The sequence below is a fragment of the Komagataeibacter kakiaceti JCM 25156 genome (assembly GCF_000613305.1).
The window spans coordinates 1-3,667 of record NZ_BAIO01000226.1 but is presented as its reverse complement, the minus strand read 5'-3'; the positions used below and the strand labels follow the sequence as shown (position 1 = coordinate 3,667).

5 protein-coding genes and 1 pseudogene are annotated in these 3,667 nt (G+C 63.5%); 4 read left to right on the top strand and 2 right to left on the bottom strand.

Translation table 11 applies throughout. The annotated features are described in order from the left end of the window. The 3 genes and pseudogenes from JCM25156_RS11155 to JCM25156_RS23690 all read left to right on the top strand — a co-directional run. A partial coding sequence (locus JCM25156_RS11155) for an acid phosphatase (RefSeq protein ID WP_025813132.1) occupies positions 1-574 on the top strand: 574 nt, incomplete at its 5' end. 139 nt (positions 575-713) lie between these two features. Continuing rightward, positions 714-1,816: pseudogene (locus tag JCM25156_RS23695) on the top strand (glycerophosphodiester phosphodiesterase family protein). 134 nt (positions 1,817-1,950) lie between these two features. Next, positions 1,951-2,361 carry a tetratricopeptide repeat protein gene (locus JCM25156_RS23690; RefSeq protein WP_199898856.1) on the top strand — a complete coding sequence of 137 codons (411 nt, stop codon included), beginning with the start codon at positions 1,951-1,953 and terminating at the stop codon, positions 2,359-2,361. A 111-nt stretch (positions 2,362-2,472) separates the two neighbouring features. On the opposite strand, the gene JCM25156_RS32115 is transcribed toward JCM25156_RS23690, so the two are convergent. Then, entirely contained in the window at positions 2,473-2,604 is a 132-nt protein-coding gene (locus JCM25156_RS32115; protein ID WP_277909439.1) for a hypothetical protein, read from the bottom strand. 9 nt (positions 2,605-2,613) lie between these two features. On the opposite strand from JCM25156_RS32115, the gene JCM25156_RS11140 reads away from it, so the two are divergent. Further along, a complete protein-coding gene (locus tag JCM25156_RS11140) occupies positions 2,614-3,423 on the top strand; it encodes a hypothetical protein (protein ID WP_206777866.1) in 810 nt (269 codons plus the stop codon). A 116-nt stretch (positions 3,424-3,539) separates the two neighbouring features. On the opposite strand, the gene JCM25156_RS28875 is transcribed toward JCM25156_RS11140, so the two are convergent. Beyond that, the coding region (locus JCM25156_RS28875) for an MYG1 family protein (RefSeq protein ID WP_148299379.1) at positions 3,540-3,667 on the bottom strand (128 nt) is incomplete at its 5' end.

The following is a 3,667-nucleotide window of genomic DNA, read 5'->3' as shown; positions in this document are numbered from 1 at the left end:
GGCGCTCGCCACATCCGATGCCGACCTGCGCGAAGACGCGCTGCTGCATTCCTTTTCCTGCGCCGCCGGGTTCGTGATCGACACCGCCCATGCGCCACGCCTGACAGCACTTGTGCACAAGATGGACGTATCCGAAATTCCGGACATGCGCGCCAGCAAGGAATACTGGCACCGCGCGCGTCCGTTCGTGGGCAACAGCCAGCCGATCTGCACTGAATCCGACCGCGCGCATCTGGCGACTTCCGGTTCGTATCCATCGGGGCATACGATGCTGGGCTGGAGCACGGCACTCGTGCTGGCGGAACTGCTGCCGGATCGCGCAACCGAAATCCTGCAACGTGGCCGCGTGTTCGGGGAAAGCCGCATTGTCTGCGGCGTGCATTGGGAAAGTGACGTGCAGGCGGGCTATATGCTGGGCACGGCGGAAATAGCGGCCATGCATGGACTTCCCGCCTTCCGGGCGGATATGGACGCCGCCCGCACGGAACTGGACGCCCTGCGGCATACGGCACGCCACCCCAAAGCCGCGACCTGCGCCCGTGAAAACAGCGCGGCCACCCATTCCCCGCTATAAGGTGACCGGAAAGCTGTCTGGAAACACCTGTTGGATATAAAGTGTTTGGATGCCACCTTTTGTCAAAAAGGCGGCGTTCCGTGGAATGGCTTTTCAAACAGCCCCGAATAAAAACAGACCCCTTTTCAGGAAGTGAATGATGCTGTCACGTAGGCAGGCCATGGCGGGTAGCCTGACGGGAATGATGCTTCTGGCGACACGCCGCGCCCGCGCCGGGGCGTCGCTTGCGCCGCGCGCCCCTGTCATGGCGCACCGGGGGGCAAGCGCATGGCGGCCCGAACATACGCTGGCGGCTTACAGCCGGGCGATCGCGGACGGGGCGGATTATATCGAACCCGATCTTGTGCCGACACGCGATGGCGTTCTGGTCGCGCGGCATGAAAGCAACATCGCCACCACCACGGACGTGCCAGCCGGGCGGAGTTTGCATCCCGCCGCCGCACCATGACAATTGACGGCGTGAACGAGACCGGATGGTTCACAACCGATTTCACCCTTGCCGAACTCAAGACCCTGCGCGCGAAGGAGCGCCTGCCCGCCCTGCGCGCCCACAACACCCGCTATGACGGACATTTCGATATTCCGACATTCGAGGAAATCATTGATTTCGTCGCGGCGGAATCCGCCACATACGGCCGTGTTGTCGGGTTGATACCGGAAATCAAGAATTCCACCCATTTCCACCGGCTTGGCCATACGCCCGAAGACACCTTCCTGCACGTCATCGCCGCCCATGAGTACACCCGTTACTGCCCGCTTGAGGTCCAGTCCTTTGAAACAGCGAACCTGCGCCTGCTTCATGACAGGTTACGGGCCATCAACCCGCAGGCGCGCCTGCTGTTCCTGATGGGGGAGCGGACACAGCATGTACCGGACACACTGGATGGAACCACCGCGCTTACGTTCGGGGATTTCATGACCCCGGACGGGTTGCGCACCGTACGCCGGTTTGCCGATGTCATTGGCCCATCGAACGTGGATATCATCCCGCGCGATGCGAATGGCGCGTGGCTTGCGCCGTCCACGCTGATTGACGACGCGCATCGCGCCGGTCTTCTGGTCCATTCCTATACATTCCGGCCCGAAAACCATTTCCTGCCCGCGCAGCTTCGCAACGGTGCGGGGGATACCGCGCGCAATCCGGAAGGGGCCGTGGCCGAGATCCGGCATTATCTCGATCTGGGGCTGGACGGTTTCTTTACCGATGATCCCGCCATTGGCCGCCTGGCGCTTGAGGACTGACATACGGCCGTAACGTACGGGAGTACCTGCTGCACGGGTGCCGGGCGGAAAGCGCAGACCCCACGGCACGGAATTTGCGTCCCGATCCCTGACAATAGTCAGGACCGATTGAGGCGATGCAACAGGACTCACGCATGACAGAAACGTCCGCTGAACCCGACGTGATCAATTTCGGCCCCCTGCCCGCCCCGATCAATGCCCTGCTGCAACAGGGCGTGCTGGCCTATCGTAATGATCATGCCCGGGCGGACACGCTTTTCCGCCAGGCCCTGCGCGCCGCGCCGGACCAGCTTCCGGTTTATTTCTGCCTGTATAAAATCCATACCTACCAGGGTAACCTTGCTCACGCGCAGGCCATTGCGGAAAGTGGCCTGCGCGAAGCCGCGCGGCAGGCCGGATGGGATGGCGACTGGCGGCGCTGGCGTCCCATGACGGACATGCCCGATGGCCCCGGTCGCTTCGCGCTCTATACCTCAAGGCGCTTGCCTTCATCAACCTGCGGCGGAACCGGCCGGACAGGGCGCGAGAGAAGCTCGATGCGCTGAAAATCCTCGATCCCTCCGGCGCGGTGGGCTGGCGGGTCATCGCCGCCCTGGCCGAAGGTGTCACGCCCGAAGGGGCCGGAGGGAGCCAGTTACCCCCGGCATCGGGCCACGTCAGGTGATGCCGCCGGGAACCATCATGCTGCCCGGCACTTTTACTTTGTCAGGTATTTCAATGTTGTTACGTGTGGATTCATGACGCGCAGACCCGCAATACAGGTGGAAGATTTCCTGCAGCCCCATCACGGTCTCGGCGTGCTGCGGCTGGCCACCCTGCTGGCCGAGGGCGAATGTAAGGCCGCGGACGAAGATCTGGACACGATGCTGGGGCGGATGGAGGCTGGCGCGCTGGCCACCACCCCGGCATCCCTGATATGGCCGGAACTGGCGCGCGGCCTGATGGCGCCTGCCCCCGCCACCATGCTGCGCGCCCTGCATGAATGTGGTTGCCTGCGGGAAATCCTGCCTGAAGTGGCGGGCCTGTTCGGCGTGCCCCAGATTTCGGATGACCTGGGGGAAACCGATCTCGGCGCGCACATGCTGGCGGCCCTGACCGAAGCCGCCCGGCGGGAGGCCCCCCTGAGCGTACGCTTCGCGCTGCTGGTAATGAATGTCGGCAAGACGGATTCCCCACCCGAACACCTGCCCCACCATTACCGCCATGCCGAACGCGCCCGGCCACGGATCGAAGCGCTTTGCGCGCGTTTTGGCGTGCCGCCGGAATGTCGCACCCTCGCCGTGATGGCCAGCACGGATGTGGAGCGGGTCCACCGTGTCTCCCCCGTGCGGGCCGGTCCCGTGGCCGACCTGCTGCAACAGATCGGGGGGTTCGATGCGCCCGCTCTCTATGATCTGCTGATACAGGTGTGTACCTGCGATTACTGCGCCCATGGCACGCGTTCGGGGCAGGATTATCCCAAGGCGGCCCTGCTGGAAATCGCGCGCGCGGCCTGCGCCGATATTCCTGATGCCCGGCAAGCTGATGAGAAAAGCAGGGAAGCCGTGCGCGAGGCCCGCGCCATGGCGGTTGCCCATGCCTTCCGCCCGCTGCGCTGGTCCACCTGATGGTGCCTGCCTTTTTTCGGAAGGCCGTAAATCATAAGAAATTTTCTGGTGAAGCTTTGTCCGTTCCTGAAAAAAACAACGGTCCGGAGCACGCGCAATGACGCACTCCGGCATGGTTACGCGGTCCGGTTGGCCGCATCGATTTCCAGCGCCAGTTGCGCCATTCTGACCGCCCCTTCCCGGCTTGCCGCGCCACAGATAAAGCGCGCCGGGTGGGCGAAGACCGCATCCGGCACGCCCGATG